Origin of the sequence: Vibrio sp. MED222, from assembly GCF_000153005.1 — a bacterium.
GTDB lineage: Bacteria > Pseudomonadota > Gammaproteobacteria > Enterobacterales > Vibrionaceae > Vibrio > Vibrio tasmaniensis_A.
Window position 1 is genome coordinate 270,742 of the sequence record NZ_CH902608.1, and the last position, 22,708, is coordinate 293,449.

The window sequence follows — 22,708 nt, forward strand, 5'->3', positions numbered from 1 at the left end:
ACCATGGCTGGATAAAAATTTATAACCAGTCTAAGTTCTAACACGAACATGGCGTACTAGCCTCTAGCGCATTTGAGCTAAAGCAGTTAAGCTAAATCTGGTTACAAACTTACAAAAAATAAATTAATTGGGGTATATAAAATGTACGAGAAGCAAGTAGAAATCACAGCAGAAAACGGTCTTCACACTCGTCCAGCTGCACAGTTTGTTAAAGAAGCAAAATCTTTCGACGCTGACATCACAGTGACTTCTAACGGCAAAAGCGCTAGCGCGAAAAGCCTGTTCAAACTACAAACTTTAGGCCTAGTAAAAGGTACTAACGTTACTATTTCAGCTGAAGGCCCTCAAGCTCAGCAAGCTGTAGACCACCTAGTTGCTCTTATGGATCAACTACACTAATACGGTCTCCTTCTTTCAAAGCCATTTTGCACAGCAAAGTGGCTTTGTTCGAAATAGATAGCAATTCGAAATAGATAGCAATTCGAAATAGATAGCAATAAGCGCGACATTAGTCGACGACTTAAAGTCACACATTCTCCCGTTTACAGTTGAACAACTAAGGTAAGGCTATGATTTCAGGCATCCTAGCATCTCCTGGTATTGCTTTCGGTAAAGCACTACTACTTCAAGAAGATGAAATTGTCCTAAACACTCAATCTATCTCAGACGATCAAGTTGAAGCAGAAGTTCAGCGTTTTTTTGACGCTCGTAACAAATCTTCTCAACAACTTGAAGTTGTAAAGCAAAAAGCACTTGAAACTTTTGGCGAAGAAAAAGAAGCAATCTTTGAAGGCCACATCATGCTGCTTGAAGATGAAGAGCTAGAAGAAGAGATTTTAGCACTCATCAAGAAAGACAAAATGCACGCAGACAACGCGATCTACACAGTGATCGAAGAGCAAGCTGTTGCACTTGAGTCGCTTGATGATGAGTACCTAAAAGAACGTGCGACTGATATCCGTGATATCGGTACTCGCTTCGTTAAAAATGCACTAGGCATCAACATTGTATCTCTAGCAGATATCAATGAAGAAGTTATCCTAGTTGCTTACGATTTAACGCCATCTGAAACGGCACAAATCAACCTAGACTACGTTCTTGGTTTTGCTTGTGACATCGGCGGTCGTACATCTCATACTTCAATCATGGCACGTTCACTTGAGCTTCCAGCTATCGTTGGTACTAACGATATCACTAAGCAAGTTAAAAACGGCGACATGCTTGTGCTAGACGCGATGAACAACAAGATCATCATCAACCCTTCTGACGCTGAATTAGCAGAAGCTAAGAAAATCAAATCTGATTTCGAAGCAGAAGCAGTTGAACTAGCAAAACTAAAAGACTTACATGCTGAAACTCTAGACGGTCACCGTGTAGAAGTTTGTGGCAACATCGGTACAGTAAAAGACTGTGACGGTATTCTGCGTAACGGCGGTGAAGGCGTTGGTCTGTACCGTACTGAATTCCTATTCATGGACCGTACTGCACTTCCTACTGAAGAAGAGCAATACGTTGCTTACAAAGAAGTAGCGGAAGCAATGGAAGGCGAGTCAGTGATTATCCGTACTATGGATATCGGTGGCGATAAAGACCTACCATACATGGACCTTCCACAAGAAATGAACCCTTTCCTAGGCTGGCGTGCAGTACGTATCAGCTTGGATCGTCGTGAAATTCTACGTGACCAACTACGTGGTATCCTACGTGCATCTGCACACGGTAAACTACGCATCATGTTCCCAATGATCATTTCTGTTGAAGAGATCCGTGAACTGAAAAAAGCAATCGAAGAGTACAAAGTTGAACTTCGCGCTGAAGGCCTAGCTTTCGATGAAGAAATCGAAATCGGCGTAATGGTTGAGACTCCAGCAGCAGCTGCAATCGCACACCACCTAGCGAAAGAAGTATCTTTCTTCTCTATCGGTACTAACGACCTAACGCAATATACTCTTGCGGTAGACCGTGGTAACGAAATGATTTCTCACCTATACAACCCACTATCTCCAGCGGTTCTTCTTGTTATCAAGCAAGTAATCGATGCTTCTCACAAAGAAGGTAAATGGACAGGTATGTGTGGCGAACTAGCAGGTGATGAGCGTGCAACTCTACTTCTTCTTGGTATGGGTCTAGATGAGTTCTCTATGAGCGGTATCTCTATCCCTAAAGTTAAGAAAGTAATCCGTAACTCTAACTTCGCTGAAGTTAAAGCTATGGCTGACGAAGCACTATCTCTACCTACAGCTGCAGAAATTGAAGCTTGTGTAGAAAAGTTCATCGCTGAGAAAACTCAGTAATCACCAAGAGCTTAATGAAGTTAGACGGCTAAAAATAGTCGTCTAATTTGTTAGATTGGTATAGTATATTCTACAGAATAAAACTAAACGTTAGGAGCATGACACAATGGGTCTGTTTGACAAACTGAAAAAGCTTGTATCTGATGACAGCGCTGATGCTGGTGCAATCGAAATCATCGCACCTCTTTCTGGTGAAATCGTAAACATCGAAGACGTGCCAGATGTAGTTTTCGCTGAAAAAATCGTTGGTGATGGCATTGCTATCAAACCAGCTGGCGATAAAATGGTAGCTCCAGTTAACGGTACTATCGGTAAAATCTTCGAAACAAACCACGCATTCTCTATCGAGTCTGACGACGGTATTGAGCTTTTCGTTCACTTCGGTATCGATACTGTTGAACTTAAAGGCGAAGGCTTCACTCGTGTAGCTGAAGAAGGTCAATCTGTTAAAGCTGGTGACACAATCATCACTTTCGACCTTGCGCTTCTAGAAGAGAAAGCAAAATCTACGCTTACTCCAGTTGTTATCTCTAACATGGACGAAATCAAGGAGCTGAACAAGCTTTCTGGTTCTGTAACTGTTGGCGAAACTCCAGTTCTTAAAGTAACTAAGTAATCCCGATTACTTATCTGCTTTAATTAAAACGCTACCTAAGGGTAGCGTTTTTTGTGCCTGCTATATTTGTTCAATACCTCAGATAGGCAGTACTGACTATCACACCGAAACCCTTCTCCTAGTTCCCTCAACCAATGACAACTACACTGACCGTTTATCCCCTGCTATCCGACCTAGTTTTTTACTAAACGTTGTTAAGCGCTATTCAAGGCATTTCGCCTATACATCAAATTACACTTGTGAATTTTAACAAACAGAGATCTCTGATATCTCGTTCTACTCGATTCTGAGATGACGACTAAAGACTTCGATTCAGGTAAACAATTGATCAATACCGCCTATAGTCGTCATTCCCTACAGTGAGGAACGAGCGTGATAGGGAATCTCTCTTTTGCGTCTGCTTACCAGCACTGCACTTTTCCAAATATACCTTCGCTAAATAACAGGCAATAAAAAACCCAGCCGAAGCTGGGTCTGTTTAGCGCTCATCTCTCACCACGAGCTAATTTGTGGAAGCCTAACGTTGACGCTTGTGATCAACAACGCTTAAAGTCAACGTGGCTTTTCAACCGATTAACCTAGTAGGCTAAGTGCCGAGTTCGGAGCTTGCTTCGCTTGTGCAAGAATCGAGCTTGAAGCTTGTGAAAGAATTTGAGACTTAGTCATGTTAGTCGTTTCTTTCGCGAAATCGGTATCTTTGATACGGCTCTTAGATGCATTAACGTTCTCGTTGATGTTATCTAAGTTGTTAATTGCGTGGTCAAAACGGTTTTGGAATGCACCAAGCTCAGAACGGTGGCTATCTACATATTTAAGTGCCGCATCGATAACAGCAACAGATTCTTGAGCGCCACCAACAGACGTTACGTCGATAGTATCAACCGTTACTTGCTTACCCTCTAGAGTTTTTGGGTCCTCAGGTTTCGCACCTGCTTGCATGCCTAATTCATCTGATAAAGCACCAGAAAATGCAATTTCTCCATCAACTTTATTGTTGCCAGCGAAGATTTGCAGTTTACCTTCTTCATCAATTGATGCTTTTACTAGGTCTTGTTGACCGTTAATGTAAGTCGCTAGCTCTTCAATGTCATCGCCAGCTTTAGCAGAGATGTTGATTTCTCGTTGGTCACCGAAGCTGTCTTTTAATGACATGGTTAAGTCATTCGCGCCAGCTTTCACGCCCCAATCTTTACCTTTAGCTTCTGTAAATTGGTAGCTGCTGCCGCCCATTTGGTCGTTATCAGAACGCATGTCTTTCAGTTGAAGCATTACTGCCTCACCATTGTCTGCACCAATTTGGAATGACTTAGTACCGTGAGTACCGTTAAGCAGCTTGTTGCCACCAAAAGATGTGGTTTCAGCGATACGATTTAGTTCATCATTAAGCGCCGTTACTTCTTCTTGGATTGCTACACGGTCAGATTTGGTATTTGAACCGTTTGTTGATTGCAAAGACAAATCACGCATACGTTGTAGAATGTTTGATGTTTCATTCATCGCACCTTCTGCTGTTTGAGCGATAGAGATACCATCGTTCGCGTTACGTACAGCAACATCAAGACCGCGGCTCTGAACGTTCAAACGGTTCGAGATTTGTAGGCCAGCAGCGTCATCTTTTGCGCTGTTGATTTTAGAGCCTGAAGATAGGCGTTCCATTGATGTTTGTTGAGCGCTGTTTGCACTGTTTAGGTAACGTTGTGCTGTCATTGCTGATACGTTGGTATTTACATTCACTGCCATGGTGATTTCTCCAATTGATTTTCCGGTATAGCGGCTTCCGACGTCTCGGAAAACCAAGTAGTTATCTCTAAGTTACTTTTAATAACGGCGTGAATGCTGAAACCTTTAGAAAAAAAGCAACAAAATTAAAGAAATAGCGAGAAAGGATAAGAAAGCGTGACTGGCAGTGAAATTATCAAAAAAAGATGAGAAAAAGGCTAAAGTTGTCGAAACGTCAGCCGGGGGAAATATTGTGTTTTAATTAACCAAAGGACTTTAGTTAACCGAGAATACCTTTATAAGAATTAACCTAATTTATTAGCCTAGCAGCGTTAAAGCTAAGTTCGGCGCTTGCTTAGCTTGAGCTAAAATAGTGGTACTGACTTGCTGCAGTATTTGTTGTTTGAGCATTTGAGTGGTTTCTTTGGCGTAGTCTGTATCTTTGATTCGACTGTTTGATGCCCCCAAGTTCTCATGAACATTTTCAAGGTTATTAATCGCATGGTCAAAGCGGTTTTGCATCGCCCCGAGTTCAGAACGGTGACTATCAACATACTTCATCGCTGTATCCAAAATAGACACGGCGCGCTGTGCTCCACCAACATCAGTGACATTAATATCATCGACTGACTCGTAATAACCCGCCGACATCGAAAGCTCACTGGCTAACGAGCCTGAGAAAGAGATCGTGCCTGCCGTGTCTTCGCCTGACATATAGATCTGAAGCTGCCCTTCATCATTGACGGAAGCCGAAACCAGATCCGTTTGACCATTGATATAAGTCGCTAGCTCTTCAATGTCATCGCCCGCCTTGGCATTAATGTTGATCTCTTGAGGCTGACCAAAACGATCGGTAAACGCCATCGTCATATCTGTCTGGTTGGATTTAACTTCCCACGAGTCACTTGCCATGCCATTGGCAACATAGCTAAAGCCGCCCATGTTGATATCATCGGTGCGCATGTTTTTCAAACCTATATGCACCGCCTCACCAGAGCTGCCACCGATTTGAAATGACGAGCTACCAAAGCTGCCGTTAAGGAGCTTTTTCCCACCAAATGACGTGGTTTCCGCAATTCGGTTCAACTCATCATTTAAGGCGGTTACTTCTTCTTGAATAGCCGTCCTTTCTGATTGGCTATTCGAACCATTAGTCGCTTGCAGTGACAGGTCTCGCATGCGTTGCATGATATTGGTGGTTTCATTCATCGCCCCTTCTGCTGTCTGCATAATGGAGATACCGTCGTTAGCATTTCGAACCGCAACATCGATGCCGCTCATCTGTGCTTCTAATCGATTAGAGATTTGTAAGCCAGCAGCATCGTCTTTTGCACTATTAATACGACTCCCTGAAGCCAAGCGCTCCAAAGATTGGTTCAGCATGTTATTGGCATTAGAGAGATTCCTCTGAGCCACTAATGCTGAAACATTCGTATTCACAGTTATAGCCATAGACCTTCACTTACAAAAAGATGAATAAAACTTACGATTGCTCTTGTATCGACCTATTTATATAAAACTTTAAAAAAAAGGAGCCATGAGGCTCCCTTTGTTTATTCTATTTGAGACGACTTACTTAATCGTTAGTGTACTCAACATCTCAGCTGAAGGAGCAAAGTAGTAAGCGCCAGTAACGGCTTTAGTAAAGCGAAGCAGTTGGTCTGTTTTGCCATCTGTTTCGCCGTACATACTCTCTAGCATCGCATCGAAATTATGACGAACATTACAGTAAGCGATGAACAGTAAACCGTGATCGCCTGTTGCTGTGCCGTAAGGTAGGCTATGACGAACAATTTTAAGGCCCTTGCCTTCTTCTTTGATATCCACACGACCAACGTGAGACGCCGCTGGAACATCGTCTAGCTCGATCGAATCTGGCTTGGTACGGCCAACCACTTTCTCTTGTGCCGATACGTTTAATCTATTCCAAGCTGGCAGGTTATGCACAAAACGCTGCACCATTACGTAGCTACCACCTGCGAATTCACCTTCAGGCACAATCGCCACTTCAGCACGCTGCGCGTCTTTCGGGTTTTCAGTGCCATCAACGAAATCAGTCATGTCACGTGAGTCTAGGAAACGGTAACCGTAAGTTTCATCTACTACTTCAACGTCTGCCGCTACTTCAGATAGCAATTTACGTAGGATGAAGAAGTGTAGGTCATGTCGGTTTGAATGACAGTGAATCAGAACATCAGACAGTGTGCTCGGTGCTGTGATATCACCTTCACCAAGCGCAGGAAAATCAATTAGATCAGAGGGAGCAGCGTGCTCGAACTTATCCCAAAAAGCTTTTGAGAATGCTACCGACGCCGTTAGGTTCGCATCAGGTTGAGTTTGGTTTAGCTCGTCGATTAGAGTCGGAAGCTTTTGAATTTCTGCTAGTACATTAGCAGTATTAGCGTTCACTTTAAGTTGAACGTAAAGAGCGAAAGGCCCAGCTTCAGGCAAAATAGCACTTTGAACGTTAGGCTGCTCATTTGAAACATTAAGCATAGATTATTCCTTCCAGTTTTAGCTTCTAAGTATAATTGTGAATGGTACAAATGTTTTGATGAGAATCAGTCTTCGTGCTCAACCACTTTAAAGCAATCCCTAGCGGCATGGCTATTGGTTAAATAAAGCGCTAACCAGAGGAGCAATAATAGGGTGATAGCATTTGACCAACGGAACCATCCGTTATCCGAATAGATTAGATAAATTGTGTGGGAGCCCTGTGCCAAGATAGCCATCATGGTAACCCAACGTCCCCATGACACGACTTTGTTAAGGCGCTTTCTATCTGGAGATCTTAGTCCAAATAACCACATCAATAACAAACTAGGGACACTCAACGCAATCCCGACATAAAACATCTGGTGGTCTGGATAGATGGTCTCAAGAATATCCGTTCCCGACTCTCGGCTTGCGCCCGCAACAATGAAAACGACCAAAGCTTTCGCAAGAAACAGCCAACCTAACCATAATAAGATTGGGGCTTTCAAAAAGCCGTGTTTATCGTATTGTTCTATGGAGTACCGCACAACTCTCACTTTCACTTGTTTTCAAACCAACACTTTAACGCAAATCATTCATACTTAACTAGGTTTGCGTTATCTTATTGGTTAATCCGTTTTAATTGTCGAACTCAGTATGAAAAAGAAAACTAATACACCGTCTGTTGAATCTCAACAAGAAGCACTGAAGATAGCCAAAGCGACGCAAAAGCCAGCTCAAACCAAAGAACAAACAAAATTAATTGCTCAAGGTATCGAAAAAGGCATCGCACTTTACAAGAAACAGCAAAAAGAACGCAGCCGCCAAGCCGATAAAGCAAGAAAACGCGTAAAGAAAGAGAAGCAAACTCAACAAACTAATCTAGACGAAGAGAACAATGTAGACACAATTGTTGAAACAACATCAAATCACGCCAGCAAATTGCCGTGGTTACTATTGATCGCAAGCTGGGTAGGTTTCGCGATTTATTTGATGAAATAGCAGGATAAATGTATGAAAAAGGAATTAGTCGCTTTAGCTATGACAGGCATATTAGTCGGGTGCACGACACCGACAACAGTCCCACATAGCAAATCTGACCAAGTACAAATGGATTACCACGGACTGATTGATATCAACGAGTGCGAATATAAAGGGGAAGTCACCGGCAGCGAAGGCCATTGGTATAGTTATCTGTTTTACCCGAACGACACTCTGATTCAAGGCGCAATGAATGAGCTAAAGTCCAATGCTATTGGATTAGGTGCGGACACCGTAAATTTCACACTTCCCCAAGATTTTGCGACTTCCGTAACCATGTTGGGCACCGCTTATCGGTGTCGCTAATTCGACTTATCGCTAATCGGTAAGGAGAAGAAAGAAGAAAGCCAGCTTTCGCTGGCTTATGCACTAAATCCAAGGCTTGTTGCTATATCGCCTTTACGCTGGATAACCCATTGACTGTCAAATGGCCCCCAGTCGGATAATTGGTAATAGCCATCATTATGACGTCGCCCATCTTGAACAAACATAAGTTCAATACCGATCCCCGGTAACGCCTTGAGTACATCTTGAATAGTACGACGAGGCCACCCCGTTTTTTCGATGAGTTTAGGCACATTTGGCCTATCAAGGCTTTCCACTAACAATGCTAAATATAGCCGCCTTGCAAAAACAGGACTCAACTCCATTGACACCTCCTATATATGTGCAACTCAATTATTTCTTTTTTTGCTGACAACATGTTGAGGCTGATCAATAAGTCTCCAATAGTGACATTTTCTTACTGTTTTTTTTCACTCTATGAAATATTCCTCACTCTATTTTGTCTGAATTGCCGCTTCCTGATAGGATTCAACTCATAACAACGAAATAAAATCACCCAAAGGAAGAATAATGACTATCACTATGTTTGGCATTCCGAATTGCGACACCATCAAAAAAGCAAAAAAATGGCTCGAAGCTGAAGGTATTGAGTTCGAATTTCACGATTATCGTAAACAAGGCATCACCGAAGAGTTGGTAACAAGCTTCTGTTCAGATCTTGGGTGGGAGCTTGTGTTAAACAAACGTGGTACGACTTACCGCCAATTTTCTCAAGAGCAAAAAGACACATTAACGGAAGAAAAAGCCGTAATTCTGCTTGTTGAACAACCAGCAATGATCAAGCGCCCTATCTTGAAAGTCGATGGCAAGCTTCATATTGGCTTCAAAGCTGATCAATACGCTGCTATTTTTGCGTAATCAGCTGTATTAGAACAGATAACAAAGCGTTGAACTTCCCCTGTTCAACGCCTGAAATTAATGACTAGACGTTTAATTTAAACAAGGAACTCAAGGATGACAGACAGCCCAACTTTGGCTCTGGCAAAAGACCTAATCAGCCGTCAATCGGTAACACCAGAAGATGCAGGCTGCCAAGACCTGATGATTGATCGCTTAAAAGCGCTAGGTTTTGAAATCGAAGTGATGGTATTTGAAGATACGACGAACTTCTGGGCTCGCCGTGGTACCGAAGCCCCCCTATTTGCTTTTGCTGGTCACACTGATGTTGTACCTGCAGGCCCAATTGAGCAGTGGAACACTAAGCCATTTGAACCGACTATCGTAGATGGTTTCCTACACGGTCGCGGCGCGGCAGATATGAAAGGTTCTCTGGCTTCAATGGTTGTGGCTGTAGAACAGTTCATTGCTAAGCACCCTGATCACACAGGCTCAATCGGTTTCCTTATCACGTCAGATGAAGAAGGCCCGTTCATCAACGGGACAGTGCGCGTTGTCGAAGCATTGATGGCTCGTGGTGAGAACATCGACATGTGTATTGTTGGCGAACCATCAAGTACTGAGTACGTAGGTGATGTCGTAAAGAACGGCCGTCGTGGTTCTATCACTGGCGATCTAACGATTAAAGGCACACAAGGTCACGTTGCCTACCCTCACCTTGCGAACAACCCGGTACACAGCTCTCTGCTTGCGATCAATGAATTGGCGACGACCGAGTGGGACAAAGGTAATGATTATTTCCCACCAACCAGCTTCCAGATCCCAAATGTAAGTGCGGGCACTGGCGCATCAAACGTGATTCCTGGTGAATTTAATGTTCAGTTTAACCTTCGCTTTAGCACTGAGTTAAACAACGATATCATCGTTGAAAGAATCACAAATACACTCGACAAATACGATTTCGAATACGATTTAAAATGGACATTCAATGGCGACCCGTTCTTAACCGACGCAGGCTCGTTGCTTGATGCTATTGTCGATGCAGTAGGTCACGTGAATGATGTTAAGCCGGCACTGCTTACCACAGGTGGTACATCAGACGGACGCTTTATTGCGCGCATGAAAGGACAAGTGGTAGAACTAGGCCCTGTTAATGCAACCATTCACAAGGTTAACGAGTGCGTGAAAGTGGCTGATTTAGAGAAACTAACTGACATGTACGAAAGAACATTAGTGAACCTGTTCGCTAAGTAGTTTTTTCATCAGCGATTCATAGCATCTAATTATTGAGAGACACGTTATGACACCAGAGCAGCTAACCGGACAATCAGATTCTCATCTAGAACCTAGCCTCATTGGCAGCAAAACCTTCTTGGTTCACAGTGAGGTCAAAGATGACCTAAACGATTTGATTGAAGCTGCTCAACTCGCGGGTTTCAAAATGGAGATTGCCAGTGGCTTTCGCGACTATGAAAGGCAATCTCTGATTTGGAACCGTAAGTTTTCTGGTGAAGCACCAATATTAGACTCAGAAAGCCAACCACTTGATGCTTCAAGACTCAGTGAACATCAAAAGTTGTCAGCGATACTGAGGTGGTCTGCACTGCCTGGGGCGAGTCGTCACCATTGGGGTTGTGACTTTGATGTCTTTGCTCGTAATCACTTACCTGAAGGCACACAGCTGCAACTGGAACCATGGGAATACCTTACTGGCCACCAGCAAGCGTTTTACCAATGGCTTTTTGCCAATGCATCTCAATTTGGGTTCTTCTTTCCGTACAGCCAAGACCTCGGCGGTGTGGCGATCGAACCATGGCATATCAGCCATCGAAAAGTATCGGAGTTGTGTTTATCACAGTTATCTCCCACTTTACTTGGCAAGCAACTCCAATCTAAGCCAATATTAGGGTATGAAATTATTGCGGAGCAGCTAGACGAGATCTATGCGCGCTTCGTGGCGAATATCAGTCATTAGGAGCGCTTATGTTAGAGTGGCTTACAAACCCTTGGGTTATCATCATCATCGTGGTTAGCGTTGTGGTGGGTAATATTGCTGCGCTCAAACAGACCGCTAATATGGATCTGACAGGTCGTAACAAAACAGAAAAAGACTTAGACAAGCTCAATCAATTGGATAAACAGAACCAAGAAAAAGCTCAAAAAGATGAGTCTACTGACAGCAAAAGCACTTAGCGTAAAGTCCTTGATACGCTAGCCCCAACAAGTCAGGCGCGTGTTACCCCTTGTTAGCGAAATGACAACATAAATTGACAACACGCACATAAAACACTGACTAACAAACATAAAACACTGACTAACAAACATAAAAAAGAGGACATTGTATGTCCTCTTTTTTTTCTTCTAAATTTGCTCAGTGCTTATTCAGATTTTGCTTCTTTCTTGTCTTTGGTTTGGTCTGCAACGTGTGCTAATACCGGTACCATTGACTTAAGTAGCTCTTCTTCTACAGGCTTACCTGTTGCATCCGTTACGTTAATCGATGTACGGTTGCCAAGATCACCAAATAAGAAGGTGTAAGTACCTGGCGCTAAGTCAATAGGCTGTAGGCCAATCTCTTCCCAGAATTCATCATCTGGCGCGGCATACTTAGCTTTCACTGTACCTTGAGACTGGTTACGCTCTTCAAGTTCGAAGCCCATCGTCGGTAGCAAGGTAGGTAGACGTTGCCACAATACATTGTATGGTGTACGAGCAATGATCACAGGGAAACCACTGCGGTCCGAACCCATTGAGATAGGAATGCGTTTCACCAACTCTTGCGCTTTCAACGCAGCTTCAGCACGAAGGTTGGCATCGTATTTAGCCATCACTAGATTCGTTAAGAACGCGTTGTAACGCTCTTTATTGGTTGCCGATACTGGTTTCTCTTCAGAACCTTCACGCCAATCAATCAGATTAATCTTGAAGCCATGGCGATTGTTCGCTTGGAAACGAGAGAGAGAATAGCGGCTACCAATCTCGACTTCTTCATCTTCAGAAACCCAAGTTACCCAATCGGTCTCAATATCGCTATCTGATTGTTCAAGAATGCCAATGCCACGCTGAGTTAGCATATCTACAGCCGTTTGCCATACTCGGTCAGCCTCTTCAGCACGAAGGAGCCATAACGTCACTTCACCATTTTGACGCTCAGTACGAGCACCTGGGATCAGTTCAAGAACCTGTTGAGGAGGACGAATATCCACTTGACGACCGGTACCACCACTGAATTCACCGTTTGGGATATCAAAGTTTGGGTAAAACTGAGGCTGAGCATCTTCAGGCAATTGCCATTGTGAAAACTCAGGTGTTTCTAAGTATTCAAAATCATCTTTGGCTTGGCGACGTTGAGTCGGGCTGCCAGAACATGCTGTAAGAACGAAAACAGCCAGTGAACCGATCACTAGCTGGTGAGAATACTTCATTTATACTCCTAAATGCCGAAGGTTCGCTTCGGCATTGCTTTATACGTTTTTAGTAAATGCACGCTTCAGTCATTGCTTGAGCAACAACAGGTTGAGCTGGTTTTGACAGTTCAGTCAGTGGTAGACGTAAGCCACCTTCAGCAATCAGACCCATTTTGTGAACCGCCCATTTTACGGGAATAGGGTTAGACTCAACGAACAAATTCTTATGTAGAGGCATCAAACGCTCATTGATCGCTTCAGCTTCCTCAAACTTGCCTTCCTTCGCTAGCTTGAACATAGTCGCCATATCAGCAGCTGCAACATTGTTCGTTACAGAGATCACACCATCGCCACCACGCTTAACAAATTCAAGACCAGTTAAGTCATCACCACTTAGTAAGATAAAGTCTTCGCCACAAAGTTCACGGTGAATTGCAATTCTTTCGAGATCACCCGTCGCATCTTTAAGTGCAACGATGTTTTCGATCTCGGCAAGGCGAGCAACCGTTTCTGGCAACAAGTCTACCGCAGTGCGACCAGGTACATTGTAAAGGATCTGTGGAACGTCACTGACTTCAGCAATTGCTTTGTAATGTTGGTACAAACCTTCTTGAGTCGGTTTGTTGTAGTACGGCGTTACGCTCAGGCAACCAGCAATACCAGAACCATTGAGCAAACGGCTGAAAAGTACAGATTCGTGAGTTGCGTTTGCACCCGTACCAGCGATAACAGGAATACGGCCATCAGCAAATTCAACGACCTTATTGACGACTTTGACATGCTCTTCAATAGTGAGTGTTGAAGACTCACCAGTTGTGCCAACCGCAACCAGACCATCACTACCTGCTGCAACATGGTGATCAACTAACTTTTTAAGGCTGTCGAAATCCACTTCACCATCTGTATTAAATGGTGTAACTAGCGCAACGATACTTCCTGAAAACATGTCTATCTCCCTTAATTTATTCTTTTTGCATGTTACTGTAAGCCAATCAATAAACACAAGACATTAAAGTGGCTTACCAGCAACATCTGCAGTAAATATTGTCGTATGTTTGAGGTAAAACGACTTATAACGGCGTTCGACCTAGAATTTGGGTAACCTACACTCAATCTAGCGAATAGCTCTGCACTCGATGTCAGTAACAAGTAAGCAATGCTCTCACGCCACTCTTTGAATTTTGAACACTCTAAATATTCCTATTACTTGTTACATATTTGAAGCAAAGTGCCTCATAAAAGCCCCAAGCACACACTTATTCCTCTAGCTAACTGTGCTAACATGCATGAATCAATGGAATATAAGAGACGTGATTTTATGACTCAACATCTAGTAATCACAGCTGTGGGCACAGATCGCCCAGGTGTATGCAACCAAGTGGTTCATTTAGTCACCCAATCAGGCTGTAACATTATTGATAGCCGTATCGCTCAATTTGGCGAAGAATTTACGCTTATCATGCTACTGTCTGGAAAGGCAAACAACATCACCCGCGTTGAAACCACCCTGCCCTTGCTTGGACAAGAGCACGACTTGATTACGATTATGAAGCGAACCTCAACTCATGATGTTATTGAGAACTCTTACACAGTAGAGGTGTTCGTTGAGTCAGACGATAAAATCGGCCTTACTGAGCAGTTTACCCAGTTCTTCGCAGACCGAAACATCGGCCTCGATTCGTTAAGTGCGCGAACCATCAATAAGTCTAAGGTTCAGCTCGACAACGACCAATTCCATATCTCTATTACCGCTTCTGTGCAATCAGAATGTAATTTGATGCAGCTACAAGAAGAATTCGACGCGCTGTGCCAGAGCCTATCCGTACAAGGCTCGCTCAACTTTATCAAAAACAGTTTTTAAAAAGGAAATATCATGAATACGCTAACGGCTGGTGTTCCAGCACCTGCTTTTTCTCTTCCAGATCAAGATGGCAATATCGTATCTCTTGGTGACTTCAAAGGTAAAAAAGTCCTTTTCTATTTTTACCCTAAAGCAATGACTCCAGGTTGTATTGTGCAAGCAGAAGGCCTGCGTGATATCAAAGCACAGCTTGATGATCTGAATGTGGTTGTTTTAGGTGTGAGTGTTGACCCAGTTAAACGCCTACCAAATTTCGTTGCGAAGAAATCTCTGAACTTCACACTTCTATCTGATGAAGACCACAGTGTTGCTGAACAGTTTGGTGTTTGGGGCGAGAAGAAATTTATGGGTAAAGTGTACGACGGTCTGCACCGTATTAGCTTTCTAATTGATGAAGAAGGTCAGATTGAACACGTCTTCAACAAGTTCAAAACAAAGACTCACCACGAAGTGGTTCTAGACTACTTCAATCCAGAAGCTTAATGTTGATTTTAGTGAGTTGATTCTCTAAATTCGCACCTAGCGAATCTAAATACACTACTCACTACTAAGCCAAATGCCAAAAGGCCGAATATCATGGATATTCGGCCTTTTTGTACTTATTAAAATTGATAGCGCATTCAAATTGATAGCGCGTTCAATTACGATTGGTGTTCAGGGTCATCATCGAGAGCGTGACTCGGTAGGGCATTCCAAACCGCTTTCACTAGCGTGGCTAGAGGGATCGCAAAGAACACTCCCCAGAACCCCCACAGTCCGCCAAACACCAACACCGCTACAATAATCGCTACTGGGTGTAGGTTCACTGCTTCAGAGAACAGAACAGGAACGAGCACGTTACCATCTAACGCTTGGATAATACCGTAAGCGAGAAGCAACCAATAAAACTGAGGTTCTAAGCCCCACTGGAACAGGCCAACAATCGCGACTGGAACGGTCACAGCCGCCGCGCCGATATAAGGAATCAATACCGAGAAGCCGACCGCGACAGCCAGCAGTGCTGAATAACGTAAATCCAGAATCGCAAAGGTTACGTAGCTGACACCACCGACGATCAAAATCTCAAGCACCTTACCGCGAATGTAATTTGAGATTTGTTGGTTCATCTCTACCCAAACCTTGGTCGCTAGACGACGGTTCTTAGGCAGAACACCACTAGCCATACTGATCATCTCTTCTTTGTCTTTCAAAAGGAAGAAAATCAGCAGCGGTACAAGAATCAGGTAAACCGCAAGCGTCGCCAAACTAACAAGAGAAGCTAAAGAGCCCTTCACAACGCTTTCGCCAAAGCCTAATGCTTTGTTTTTCGCATTAGACACAATCGATTCAACGATCTGCAGGTTTGCTAGTTCAGGGTAACGCTCAGGGATGGTTGCGATGAACTTCTGTAAGCCACCATACATGCTTGGAATATCATTGATAAGGTTACCTACCTGTTCCCAAATCGTTGGTACTAGACCAAACAGCGCAAGTAACATCACGCTAAAGAACATTAAAATCACCAACATCACTGATGGGGTTCTTGGAACACCGAGTCTTTGAAGTTGAGTAACCGGCCACTCAAGCAGATAAGCCAAAACAATAGCCACCAAAAGTGGGGCAATGAGGTGACCAAAGAAGTAGATCGTAATAAAGCCGAAGAGAATGATGGCAACCAAGCTGACAGCATGGGGATCAGAGAAACGTCGTTTATACCAACGATTGACCATTTCAAGCATTTGACTGCAATTCCTTTTTAGTGACGAGGAGATGATAGTAATTAGAGCAAACCTCTACGATGACGTCATAGGCTTGCTTTGACAAAAAAGTAACAATATCTTTCATCGAGCTGTTATCAGAGACATAAATTGACAATGATTGCCCTACTTCTAACTTTACACTGTGACGCTTGGCTAATAATAGTGCCATTGGACAGCGCTCTTGGCGTAAATCTAGAATATTAGGTGTCATTCTTTAGCTCGATGCTTATTATAAGGGTCGTATTGTAATCTGTTTTTGAAAACGCGCCATCATTCATTCATCTTCCTTCATGATAGCGCACGCACTTGGTAAAGGTTACATCAGATAGAGAACCAATTTGCATTGCACTTGTCTTACTGTCAGAAGAAACGGAGTATTACTGACTAATATGTTTAAACGCGCTCGCTCAATTGCTTGCTTATGCATCGCAGCTACATTAAGCACTCCAACGTTGGCAAATACCAATGGTTTGGAGCTACCCGATATCGGCACCGCGGCAGGCGGCACACTCACTATCGACCAAGAACTTATCTATGGTGATGCCTACATGCGCATCATCAGAAGCAGCCAGCCTATCGTAAACGACCCGGTTCTAAACCAATACATTGACACGCTTGGCCATCGCCTTGTCGCGAACGCAAATGATGTAAAGACACCTTTTCAGTTCTTTATGATCCGTGACCGAAACATCAACGCTTTTGCTTTTTTTGGTGGTTATGTTGCTTTGCACTCAGGTTTGTTCTTGCATGCACAGTCTGAAAGTGAACTCGCTTCCGTATTGGCGCACGAAATCGCGCACGTTACCCAGCGTCACTTAGCACGTAGTATGGAAGATCAAGCTCGCCGCTCTCCTGCAACCATCGCAGCACTGGCCGCTTCTGTATTATTAGCGATTGCAGCACCAGAAGCCGGTATCGCAGCTATCACTGCAACAACTGCTGGTAACATGCAAAGCCAAATAAACTACACCCGAAGTAATGAAAAAGAAGCCGACCGCTTTGGCATCAACACGCTGGCAAAAGCAGGGTTCGATGTAAACGCGATGCCACGTTTCTTTGGCCGCTTAGCTGATGAATACCGCTATGCAAGCACACCGCCACCAATGCTATTAACTCACCCATTGCCTGAAGACCGAATCACAGATTCACGCGCCCGTGCTCGCAGCTATACCCCACTAAAACTGGCTCCGTCACTGGATTACCATTTAGCAAGAGCCCGGATTGTTGCGCGCTATGCAGGGATTAATAATGATGCAGCTCTTGATTGGTTTGAGCGAAAGCTGAAGAAAGCCCCCAAAGCCTTGGTTCCATCATTAGAGTATGGGCAAGCACTGGTTTACCTAGATTCAAAAAAATTAGATAAAGCAGAACCAATTCTGACCAAGCTGATGAATAGCGACCCAACCAACTTGTTCTATCTGGATGCTATTTCAGATCTGCACATTGAACAGAAAAAGCCTGAGATTGCGATTAAAGAACTTAAGTCAGCACTTGAGCGTCAACCAAACAACTCAGTTCTAACCATAAACTACGCCAATGCACTGATCGAAAATGAAGACCTACAGGAAGCCGTTCGCGTGTTGCAACGTTACACGCACGATAACCCGAACGACACCAATGGGTGGTACCTGCTTTCAAAGGCAAATACAAACCTTGGTAACAGCGATGAAGAACTGTCTGCTAGGGCAGAGATCTTGGCACTGCAAGCCAACTGGAACAAAGCGATTCAGTACTACACGCAGGCGAGCCAAATCGCAGAACTAGGCAGCCTAAAACAAGCACGTTATGACGCTCGAATTGATCAACTAATGATACAGCGCGAACGCTTCTTATCGTTGCAATAAGTATAATGACTGGTAGCGAAGCTCGTTGCCAAAATACAAAGAAAGCTCAACGTTACACAATAAGAAGCCACTCAGTTGGCTTCGGCTGGACTATTAAATCAAAAATAATAATGAGGAAGAACCATGTCTGTCGTGATTTATCATAACCCACGCTGCTCAAAGAGCCGTCAAACTCTCGAACTGCTTGAAGCAAACGGCGTACAACCAGAGGTGATCAAATACCTAGATGCGCCTTTGACTGTTGAACAGCTGAAAGTGCTTTTCACTCAGCTTGGTTTTGAGAGTGTTCGCGACATGATGCGTACCAAAGAAGCGGATTACAAAGAAGCGAACCTTGGTGACGCATCAGTGACTGATGAAGATCTTTTCGCTGCAATGGCAACGAATCCAAAACTGTTTGAACGTCCAGTGGTTGTCGCGAACAACAAAGCAAAAATTGGTCGTCCACCAGAACAAGTACTAGAGATTCTGTAATCCAATATGAGCATCAACATTCTTGTTCTCTACTATAGTCGACACGGCAACACCCAAGCGCTAGCAAGGCAAATCGCTCGAGGGGTGGAATCCATCCCGAACTGCGAAGCCATGCTAAGAACGGTGAACAACGTGTATACGGTAGAAGAGCAGCCGGATTCGCGCTATCAACCAACAGATCCTATTGCGACCTTACAAGATCTCCGTTCTTGCGATGGTTTAGCACTCGGCAGCCCAGTATGGTTTGGCAATATGGCTGGGCCAATGAAGCACTTTTGGGATAGCACAACATCGTTATGGATTAATGGCGATCTCATCGATAAACCAGCTTGTGTATTTACTTCCTCTTCATCACTACATGGTGGTCAAGAGACGACACAGCAAAGCATGATGCTGCCTCTACTTCATCATGGCATGTTAGTCGTGGGCATCCCCTATTCAGAACCTGCGCTGCACACCACTCAAACCGGTGGCACACCTTACGGTGCAAGCAGCACTGGAGAGAGCGCTTCATTAAGCAAAGAAGAAATTGAGTTGGCGAAAAACCTAGGCAAACGCGTAGCGCGCATCGCTATTAACCAGAAGGGAATGCCTCAATGATGTATATGTCAGAGAGACCGATGTCTCCCAAAACCAAGCTATTTCGCTACCTTGCTTTAACGGGCAATTTGTCGCTTTTATTCTGGGTGGTTGCTTGGCAGATGACACTTTCACCGCACCCTCACCTCAGTAATGTAACACTGGCGATTGCTTGGGCTATACCGCTGTTACTACCATTACCGGGAATATTATCGGGCAAGCCTTATACGCATGCTTGGGCGAATTTCGTCTTAATGCTCTACTTCCTACACGCGTTAACTATTATGTATGTAGACGGTGGAGAGCGCTTGTTAGCCGCTGTAGAACTGCTTTTGACGACTCTAGGCTTCGCAGGCAATATATTATTTACCCGTTTTAGAGCCAAAGAGTTAGGCATCAAGTTGAAGCGCCTTTCCGAAGTAGAAAAGAAAGAGAAAGCTAAGTTCGAACAATAATATTGGTTCGATGCTCTAGATCTGACATGACAACAGATAAACAAAAAGCCCTGCGAGATTTCTCTTGCAGGGCTTTTTTCGTGATTTCATATCAATCTGTCATGTCGGTAGACGATTACGAGCGAACCCATTCGTATACTAAGCTTGGCTTAGCGTGCACTGGCGCTGTGACTGGTAGCGCTTCCTCATCAGATTCACCTAGCGTCACCTCAGTTGTATTTGTTAGCTCAGCACCTGTAGATAACTCACTGCCTTTCATCACTTGAACGCTTGGGGTAGTTTCATTGCCCATCGCATCAGTAACAACAGCAGAGTCATCGCCTACAGACATAATGTTATCTTGCGCTTCAAATTCTGGGCTCACTTCAGGTTCGATATAAGACTCTTCAACCTTCGCGACTTGGCGAATGCTTTCAACTTCTTGTTCAAACTCTTGTTGGGTCGATAACAAATGAATTCGGAACGTCACTTCATTGTTTTGAATTTGTAGAATATCTAAGCTTGCCACCGAGTTTAGACGCTTCAGTGCATTCTCCAATTGGAAGAAGTCTTGCGCGTTATTCAGGCTGATAAACTGCGTTAAGATTGATTCCGAAGATTCACTCGCCACCGTTACTGCACTCTTACTCGCGTAGTAGTTACTGATTTGGTCAACAAGCTTCTTAGAAGTCGTCGCGCTGTTGCCCGATACCGAACCACTCACAGGCGATGTTGGCGCGCTCGTCAGTTGGTTTGGTTTTTGATCATACAAAGTCCAGCGTAATCCAGAAGACTGTGCCTTAATCACCAAAACAGCATCAACAGGGTAACGTTGACTCGCGTTGCTAATCGGTGTGACAAAGCTGCCCCACAAATCCGAGGTGGCCACTCCCGTAACATCATCAAAATCACCAACAGGAAACATCAAAGGCAAACCGCGCTCTTTTGCATTGGCTTGTAAGCCTACAGCTAACAGTGAGTTGGAGTGTTCCCAGACAATGTTCTTGTCGTAGTTACTCTCTTCTACCAGCCAAACAAGAATATTTGAGCGAGTATCAGGCCAGTACGGTAATTGCGCTTGAGTCAGTAGTGAACGAATTTGAGCACCGTTAAAACGCATACGCAATGTTGATTGGTCATTGCTTTCGCCAAAACTCATTTGAGACATGTACTGCGCACTCTTACGCATCGCCTTTTGAATCGTCTCATTCGACGCGACATCAGTTTGGCCAGTAGCACGTATCAATACCTGCTCCATGCCAGTATTTCTTGCCACTTGTTCTGGTTGTTTGTCTTCAGCGTTAATCGCAACTTCAGCACTAAAGATATCTACTTGAGTTAAGGCATAACTCGGAGAGGCTAATAGTCCCATCAACAACAATGCTATGTAGCGCATATTGATCCTAATATTCAAAGCTTGTGCCTTGATGATAAGCAACTATGGATTGAGGGGCAAGGTCGTTAGCCCCCACTGTGTTTAATAACCATAAAATATCACCTGACCATGATAAATCGTTCACTTGTAAACTGAATTTTTCTTATTTTGATAGAGATAAACATAACTAATATAAATAAATTTGATCTATCTGACATAGCAACCGATTGCCAAGTGATAGAATCCCGCGAATTTTATTTTTCGCTTTTCATATAACGACCATTTTTAAGGACATAACATGAAAAATGCTCTGCAAGGTGCGCAAATGCTATTTGTCGCTTTTGGTGCACTTGTACTGGTGCCCCTGCTGACAGGCCTTGATCCCAACGTAGCGCTCTTTGGTGCAGGTATCGGTACCCTTTTATTCCAACTTATTACACGCCGTTCAGTACCTATTTTCCTTGCGTCTTCTTTTGCATTCATCGCACCTATCATGTTTGGCATTCAAACTTGGGGTGTAGGTGCAACTATGGGCGGCCTTATGGCGGCAGGTGTTGTGTATGTATTAATGGGTGCCTTAATTAAGGTACGTGGTGTAGCCTTTATCCACAAACTGCTTCCCCCAGTCGTAGTTGGCCCTGTAATCATGGTGATCGGCTTAGGTCTTGCTCCTGTTGCGGTAAACATGGCGCTAGGTAAAACAGGCGATGGTGCGGTTCAGCTTATCGATGCAGACGCAGCGTTATGGATTTCTTCTATCTCATTACTGGTAACGATTGTCATCAGTGTTTTCTCGAAAGGCTTTCTTAAGCTGCTGCCGATCTTCGGCGGTATTGTGGCTGGTTATGTAACGAGCTTAGTATACGGTGTCGTTGATTTTACCCCTGTCGCTCAGGCCGCTTGGTTAGCTCTACCTAACTTCACAGCGCCAGAGTTCAACATCAACGCTATCTTCTTTATGGTATTTGTAGCAATTGCACCTGCTGTTGAACACGTAGGCGACATGCTTGCTATTTCGAATGTAACCGGTAAAGACTACCTTAAAAAGCCAGGTTTACACCGCACAATAACTGGTGACGGCGTGGCAACGATTGCAGCTTCTATGTTGGGCGCTCCACCAAATACAACCTACAGTGAAGTAACGGGGGCTGTAATGCTGACCAAAGCATTCAACCCAGTGATCATGACTTGGGCTGCAGTAACAGCGATTGTTCTAGCATTAGTAGGTAAGCTAGGCGCTCTATTACAAACAATCCCAGTTCCTGTGATGGGCGGCATCATGATTCTACTGTTTGGTTCAATCGCAACGGTAGGCTTGAATACTCTAATTCAGAACAAAGTTGACCTACACAAATCACGCAACCTTGTGATTGTCGGCATTACTTTGGTCTTCGGTATTGGCGGCATGGCATTTGGCATCGGCGACTTTAGCCTGCAAGGCGTAAGCTTATGCGGTATCGTTGCTATTCTACTGAACCTAGTCCTTCCTGAAGAGCTAGGCGACAACACCGTAGTAGACAAAGCCCAAATCGACTAACTGCAAGTCAACAAACTGTAGAGGCTTGTGATCCTCAATTAAGAGCATCACAAGCTAGCAAGATCAAAAAAGGGAGAGCATCGAATGCTCTCCCTTTTTATTAATACGGCTAATTCAGCGAGTTAAGAAAC

26 protein-coding genes are annotated in these 22,708 nt (G+C 44.0%); 16 read left to right on the plus strand and 10 right to left on the minus strand.

Annotated elements, in window-relative coordinates:
* Positions 1 to 141 precede the first annotated feature (141 nt).
* From MED222_RS09430 to crr, 3 genes are all read left to right on the plus strand, one after another.
* Positions 142 to 399: an HPr family phosphocarrier protein gene (locus MED222_RS09430; RefSeq protein ID WP_004734263.1), complete on the plus strand. Its 258-nt coding sequence runs from the start codon at positions 142 to 144 to the stop codon at positions 397 to 399.
* A 170-nt stretch (positions 400 to 569) separates the two neighbouring features.
* The gene (gene ptsI, locus MED222_RS09425; protein ID WP_009847363.1) at positions 570 to 2,294 is read left to right on the plus strand and encodes a phosphoenolpyruvate-protein phosphotransferase PtsI; all 1,725 of its coding nucleotides are present in this window, start codon (positions 570 to 572) and stop codon (positions 2,292 to 2,294) included.
* A 106-nt stretch (positions 2,295 to 2,400) separates the two neighbouring features.
* The gene (crr, locus tag MED222_RS09420; RefSeq protein WP_009847364.1) at positions 2,401 to 2,910 is read left to right on the plus strand and encodes a PTS glucose transporter subunit IIA; all 510 of its coding nucleotides are present in this window, start codon (positions 2,401 to 2,403) and stop codon (positions 2,908 to 2,910) included.
* 573 nt (positions 2,911 to 3,483) lie between these two features.
* Here the strand turns inward: crr and MED222_RS09415 are convergent.
* The 4 genes from MED222_RS09415 to MED222_RS09400 form a co-directional block, all read right to left on the minus strand.
* On the minus strand, positions 3,484 to 4,650 hold the full coding sequence (locus MED222_RS09415) for a flagellin (RefSeq protein ID WP_009847365.1): 1,167 nt from the start codon (positions 4,648 to 4,650) through the stop codon (positions 3,484 to 3,486).
* A 297-nt stretch (positions 4,651 to 4,947) separates the two neighbouring features.
* The gene (locus tag MED222_RS09410; RefSeq protein ID WP_032555262.1) at positions 4,948 to 6,081 is read right to left on the minus strand and encodes a flagellin; all 1,134 of its coding nucleotides are present in this window, start codon (positions 6,079 to 6,081) and stop codon (positions 4,948 to 4,950) included.
* Between the two features lie 120 nt (positions 6,082 to 6,201).
* The gene (locus MED222_RS09405) at positions 6,202 to 7,125 is read right to left on the minus strand and encodes a Dyp-type peroxidase (protein WP_009847367.1); all 924 of its coding nucleotides are present in this window, start codon (positions 7,123 to 7,125) and stop codon (positions 6,202 to 6,204) included.
* Between the two features lie 65 nt (positions 7,126 to 7,190).
* Positions 7,191 to 7,652 carry a DUF2919 domain-containing protein gene (locus tag MED222_RS09400; protein ID WP_009847368.1) on the minus strand — a complete coding sequence of 154 codons (462 nt, stop codon included), beginning with the start codon at positions 7,650 to 7,652 and terminating at the stop codon, positions 7,191 to 7,193.
* A 109-nt stretch (positions 7,653 to 7,761) separates the two neighbouring features.
* On the opposite strand from MED222_RS09400, the gene MED222_RS09395 reads away from it, so the two are divergent.
* Complete coding sequence (locus tag MED222_RS09395; protein WP_009847369.1) at positions 7,762 to 8,106, plus strand: DUF2956 domain-containing protein; 345 nt, start codon at positions 7,762 to 7,764, stop codon at positions 8,104 to 8,106.
* Positions 8,107 to 8,118: 12 nt separating this feature from the next.
* Positions 8,119 to 8,451 carry a DUF4156 domain-containing protein gene (locus tag MED222_RS09390; RefSeq protein WP_009847370.1) on the plus strand — a complete coding sequence of 111 codons (333 nt, stop codon included), beginning with the start codon at positions 8,119 to 8,121 and terminating at the stop codon, positions 8,449 to 8,451.
* A gap of 56 nt (positions 8,452 to 8,507) precedes the next feature.
* On the opposite strand, the gene MED222_RS09385 is transcribed toward MED222_RS09390, so the two are convergent.
* Positions 8,508 to 8,795 carry a winged helix-turn-helix domain-containing protein gene (locus MED222_RS09385; RefSeq protein WP_004734273.1) on the minus strand — a complete coding sequence of 96 codons (288 nt, stop codon included), beginning with the start codon at positions 8,793 to 8,795 and terminating at the stop codon, positions 8,508 to 8,510.
* Positions 8,796 to 9,000: 205 nt separating this feature from the next.
* On the opposite strand from MED222_RS09385, the gene MED222_RS09380 reads away from it, so the two are divergent.
* The 4 genes from MED222_RS09380 (at position 9,001) to MED222_RS09365 (ending at position 11,520) form a co-directional block, all read left to right on the plus strand.
* Positions 9,001 to 9,348 (plus strand): ArsC family reductase, encoded by a 348-nt coding sequence (locus tag MED222_RS09380; RefSeq protein WP_009847371.1) that lies wholly within the window; start codon positions 9,001 to 9,003, stop codon positions 9,346 to 9,348.
* Positions 9,349 to 9,444: 96 nt separating this feature from the next.
* Positions 9,445 to 10,581 carry a succinyl-diaminopimelate desuccinylase gene (gene dapE, locus MED222_RS09375; protein ID WP_009847372.1) on the plus strand — a complete coding sequence of 379 codons (1,137 nt, stop codon included), beginning with the start codon at positions 9,445 to 9,447 and terminating at the stop codon, positions 10,579 to 10,581.
* 46 nt (positions 10,582 to 10,627) lie between these two features.
* The gene (locus MED222_RS09370) at positions 10,628 to 11,302 is read left to right on the plus strand and encodes a M15 family metallopeptidase (RefSeq protein WP_009847373.1); all 675 of its coding nucleotides are present in this window, start codon (positions 10,628 to 10,630) and stop codon (positions 11,300 to 11,302) included.
* 8 nt (positions 11,303 to 11,310) lie between these two features.
* Positions 11,311 to 11,520, plus strand: coding sequence for a DUF2897 family protein (locus MED222_RS09365; RefSeq protein ID WP_009847374.1), 210 nt, complete (start codon positions 11,311 to 11,313; stop codon positions 11,518 to 11,520).
* A 185-nt stretch (positions 11,521 to 11,705) separates the two neighbouring features.
* Here MED222_RS09365 and bamC read toward each other — a convergent pair whose 3' ends face one another.
* Complete coding sequence (gene bamC, locus MED222_RS09360; protein WP_009847375.1) at positions 11,706 to 12,752, minus strand: outer membrane protein assembly factor BamC; 1,047 nt, start codon at positions 12,750 to 12,752, stop codon at positions 11,706 to 11,708.
* A gap of 49 nt (positions 12,753 to 12,801) precedes the next feature.
* Positions 12,802 to 13,680, minus strand: a complete 879-nt coding sequence (gene dapA, locus MED222_RS09355) for a 4-hydroxy-tetrahydrodipicolinate synthase (protein WP_009847376.1) — start codon at positions 13,678 to 13,680, stop codon at positions 12,802 to 12,804.
* A gap of 372 nt (positions 13,681 to 14,052) precedes the next feature.
* Here dapA and MED222_RS09350 point away from each other — a divergent pair, with 372 nt between their 5' ends.
* Positions 14,053 to 14,595 (plus strand): glycine cleavage system protein R, encoded by a 543-nt coding sequence (locus tag MED222_RS09350; RefSeq protein WP_009847377.1) that lies wholly within the window; start codon positions 14,053 to 14,055, stop codon positions 14,593 to 14,595.
* A 12-nt stretch (positions 14,596 to 14,607) separates the two neighbouring features.
* The gene (bcp, locus tag MED222_RS09345) at positions 14,608 to 15,078 is read left to right on the plus strand and encodes a thioredoxin-dependent thiol peroxidase (RefSeq protein WP_009847378.1); all 471 of its coding nucleotides are present in this window, start codon (positions 14,608 to 14,610) and stop codon (positions 15,076 to 15,078) included.
* A 158-nt stretch (positions 15,079 to 15,236) separates the two neighbouring features.
* Here bcp and MED222_RS09340 read toward each other — a convergent pair whose 3' ends face one another.
* Positions 15,237 to 16,313 carry an AI-2E family transporter gene (locus tag MED222_RS09340; RefSeq protein WP_009847379.1) on the minus strand — a complete coding sequence of 359 codons (1,077 nt, stop codon included), beginning with the start codon at positions 16,311 to 16,313 and terminating at the stop codon, positions 15,237 to 15,239.
* Entirely contained in the window at positions 16,306 to 16,545 is a 240-nt protein-coding gene (locus MED222_RS09335) for a sulfurtransferase TusA family protein (protein ID WP_009847381.1), read from the minus strand. The genes MED222_RS09340 and MED222_RS09335 overlap by 8 nt, the downstream gene beginning before the upstream one ends.
* 178 nt (positions 16,546 to 16,723) lie before the next feature.
* On the opposite strand from MED222_RS09335, the gene MED222_RS09330 reads away from it, so the two are divergent.
* The 4 genes from MED222_RS09330 (at position 16,724) to MED222_RS09315 (ending at position 19,686) form a co-directional block, all read left to right on the plus strand.
* On the plus strand, positions 16,724 to 18,178 hold the full coding sequence (locus MED222_RS09330; RefSeq protein ID WP_009847382.1) for a beta-barrel assembly-enhancing protease: 1,455 nt from the start codon (positions 16,724 to 16,726) through the stop codon (positions 18,176 to 18,178).
* 123 nt (positions 18,179 to 18,301) lie between these two features.
* Positions 18,302 to 18,652: an arsenate reductase (glutaredoxin) gene (gene arsC, locus MED222_RS09325; protein WP_009847383.1), complete on the plus strand. Its 351-nt coding sequence runs from the start codon at positions 18,302 to 18,304 to the stop codon at positions 18,650 to 18,652.
* A gap of 6 nt (positions 18,653 to 18,658) precedes the next feature.
* Positions 18,659 to 19,252: an NAD(P)H:quinone oxidoreductase gene (gene wrbA / locus MED222_RS09320; RefSeq protein WP_009847384.1), complete on the plus strand. Its 594-nt coding sequence runs from the start codon at positions 18,659 to 18,661 to the stop codon at positions 19,250 to 19,252.
* On the plus strand, positions 19,249 to 19,686 hold the full coding sequence (locus MED222_RS09315) for a DUF2069 domain-containing protein (protein ID WP_009847385.1): 438 nt from the start codon (positions 19,249 to 19,251) through the stop codon (positions 19,684 to 19,686). Before wrbA ends, MED222_RS09315 begins: the two co-directional genes overlap by 4 nt.
* Positions 19,687 to 19,801: 115 nt before the next feature.
* On the opposite strand, the gene MED222_RS09310 is transcribed toward MED222_RS09315, so the two are convergent.
* Entirely contained in the window at positions 19,802 to 21,061 is a 1,260-nt protein-coding gene (locus MED222_RS09310; RefSeq protein ID WP_009847386.1) for a DUF2066 domain-containing protein, read from the minus strand.
* 277 nt (positions 21,062 to 21,338) lie between these two features.
* Between MED222_RS09310 and MED222_RS09305 the strand changes: the two genes are divergently transcribed.
* Positions 21,339 to 22,577, plus strand: a complete 1,239-nt coding sequence (locus tag MED222_RS09305) for a uracil-xanthine permease family protein (protein WP_004734317.1) — start codon at positions 21,339 to 21,341, stop codon at positions 22,575 to 22,577.
* The last annotated feature ends 131 nt before the right edge of the window (positions 22,578 to 22,708 follow it).

Excerpts from the sequence above, each read along its gene's own strand:
- MED222_RS09340 (WP_009847379.1), bottom strand. The coding sequence starts at position 16,313 with ATGCTTGAAATGGTCAATCGTTGGTATAAACGACGTTTCTCTGATCCC.
- MED222_RS09380 (WP_009847371.1), top strand. The coding sequence starts at position 9,001 with ATGACTATCACTATGTTTGGCATTCCGAATTGCGACACCATCAAAAAA.
- MED222_RS09305 (WP_004734317.1), top strand. The coding sequence starts at position 21,339 with ATGAAAAATGCTCTGCAAGGTGCGCAAATGCTATTTGTCGCTTTTGGT.
- MED222_RS09390 (WP_009847370.1), top strand. The coding sequence starts at position 8,119 with ATGAAAAAGGAATTAGTCGCTTTAGCTATGACAGGCATATTAGTCGGG.
- MED222_RS09330 (WP_009847382.1), top strand. The coding sequence starts at position 16,724 with ATGTTTAAACGCGCTCGCTCAATTGCTTGCTTATGCATCGCAGCTACA.
- dapE (WP_009847372.1), top strand. The coding sequence starts at position 9,445 with ATGACAGACAGCCCAACTTTGGCTCTGGCAAAAGACCTAATCAGCCGT.
- MED222_RS09385 (WP_004734273.1), bottom strand. The coding sequence starts at position 8,795 with ATGGAGTTGAGTCCTGTTTTTGCAAGGCGGCTATATTTAGCATTGTTA.
- MED222_RS09370 (WP_009847373.1), top strand. The coding sequence starts at position 10,628 with ATGACACCAGAGCAGCTAACCGGACAATCAGATTCTCATCTAGAACCT.
- MED222_RS09410 (WP_032555262.1), bottom strand. The coding sequence starts at position 6,081 with ATGGCTATAACTGTGAATACGAATGTTTCAGCATTAGTGGCTCAGAGG.
- crr (WP_009847364.1), top strand. The coding sequence starts at position 2,401 with ATGGGTCTGTTTGACAAACTGAAAAAGCTTGTATCTGATGACAGCGCT.
- MED222_RS09335 (WP_009847381.1), bottom strand. The coding sequence starts at position 16,545 with ATGACACCTAATATTCTAGATTTACGCCAAGAGCGCTGTCCAATGGCA.
- MED222_RS09430 (WP_004734263.1), top strand. The coding sequence starts at position 142 with ATGTACGAGAAGCAAGTAGAAATCACAGCAGAAAACGGTCTTCACACT.
- dapA (WP_009847376.1), bottom strand. The coding sequence starts at position 13,680 with ATGTTTTCAGGAAGTATCGTTGCGCTAGTTACACCATTTAATACAGAT.
- MED222_RS09405 (WP_009847367.1), bottom strand. The coding sequence starts at position 7,125 with ATGCTTAATGTTTCAAATGAGCAGCCTAACGTTCAAAGTGCTATTTTG.
- MED222_RS09310 (WP_009847386.1), bottom strand. The coding sequence starts at position 21,061 with ATGCGCTACATAGCATTGTTGTTGATGGGACTATTAGCCTCTCCGAGT.
- MED222_RS09315 (WP_009847385.1), top strand. The coding sequence starts at position 19,249 with ATGATGTATATGTCAGAGAGACCGATGTCTCCCAAAACCAAGCTATTT.
- MED222_RS09395 (WP_009847369.1), top strand. The coding sequence starts at position 7,762 with ATGAAAAAGAAAACTAATACACCGTCTGTTGAATCTCAACAAGAAGCA.
- wrbA (WP_009847384.1), top strand. The coding sequence starts at position 18,659 with ATGAGCATCAACATTCTTGTTCTCTACTATAGTCGACACGGCAACACC.
- ptsI (WP_009847363.1), top strand. The coding sequence starts at position 570 with ATGATTTCAGGCATCCTAGCATCTCCTGGTATTGCTTTCGGTAAAGCA.
- bcp (WP_009847378.1), top strand. The coding sequence starts at position 14,608 with ATGAATACGCTAACGGCTGGTGTTCCAGCACCTGCTTTTTCTCTTCCA.
- arsC (WP_009847383.1), top strand. The coding sequence starts at position 18,302 with ATGTCTGTCGTGATTTATCATAACCCACGCTGCTCAAAGAGCCGTCAA.
- MED222_RS09350 (WP_009847377.1), top strand. The coding sequence starts at position 14,053 with ATGACTCAACATCTAGTAATCACAGCTGTGGGCACAGATCGCCCAGGT.
- MED222_RS09365 (WP_009847374.1), top strand. The coding sequence starts at position 11,311 with ATGTTAGAGTGGCTTACAAACCCTTGGGTTATCATCATCATCGTGGTT.
- bamC (WP_009847375.1), bottom strand. The coding sequence starts at position 12,752 with ATGAAGTATTCTCACCAGCTAGTGATCGGTTCACTGGCTGTTTTCGTT.
- MED222_RS09415 (WP_009847365.1), bottom strand. The coding sequence starts at position 4,650 with ATGGCAGTGAATGTAAATACCAACGTATCAGCAATGACAGCACAACGT.